This is a genomic window from Brasilonema octagenarum UFV-OR1, from assembly GCF_963888615.1.
Lineage (GTDB): Bacteria > Cyanobacteriota > Cyanobacteriia > Cyanobacteriales > Nostocaceae > Brasilonema > Brasilonema sennae.
Genome location: NZ_CAWPKW010000130.1, coordinates 1 through 577, shown reverse-complemented (window position 1 = coordinate 577; position 577 = coordinate 1). Strand labels below are relative to the sequence as shown.

Below are 577 nucleotides of genomic sequence, written 5' to 3'. Positions count from 1 at the left end.
AAATTAGAGAAAATGAATATATGAGGAAAAACGTTAAGAATCTTAATAATGACTGGAACAACGCAGCAGCAATCAACAACCAGCTTTGAAAAACTCTTTTGGACTTGGCAGGGTCACAAAATTCAGTACACTGTCATGGGTACTGGACGCCCGTTAGTACTGGTTCATGGCTTTGGTGCTTCGATTGGACATTGGCGGAAAAATATCCCCGTTTTAGCAGCCGCTGGTTATCGAGTTTTTGCTCTTGACCTTTTGGGGTTTGGTGGTTCTGATAAAGCTCGGTTAAATTACACTGTAGAACTTTGGGTAGAACTGCTCAAGGATTTTTGGACAGCACACATTACTGAACCTGCTGTATTTATCGGTAACTCCATCGGCGCACTTTTGAGCTTAACGGTGGTGGCGGAACATCCAGAAATAGCTGCAGGTGGTGTTTTGATTAACTGTGCAGGTGGGTTAAGCCATCGATCGCACGAGTTAAACCCGCCGCTACGCATTGCAATGGGAGCTTTTAACAGATTAGTGCGATCGCGCATCACCGGAGCACTTGTCTTCAACCGCATCCGTCAAAAAGCCC

1 protein-coding gene is annotated in these 577 nt (G+C 45.2%); it reads left to right on the top strand.

What is annotated here, in order from left to right; translation table 11 throughout:
• Positions 1-48: 48 nt before the first annotated feature.
• The coding region (locus tag AC5590_RS08965; RefSeq protein ID WP_169269052.1) for an alpha/beta fold hydrolase at positions 49-577 on the top strand (529 nt) is incomplete at its 3' end.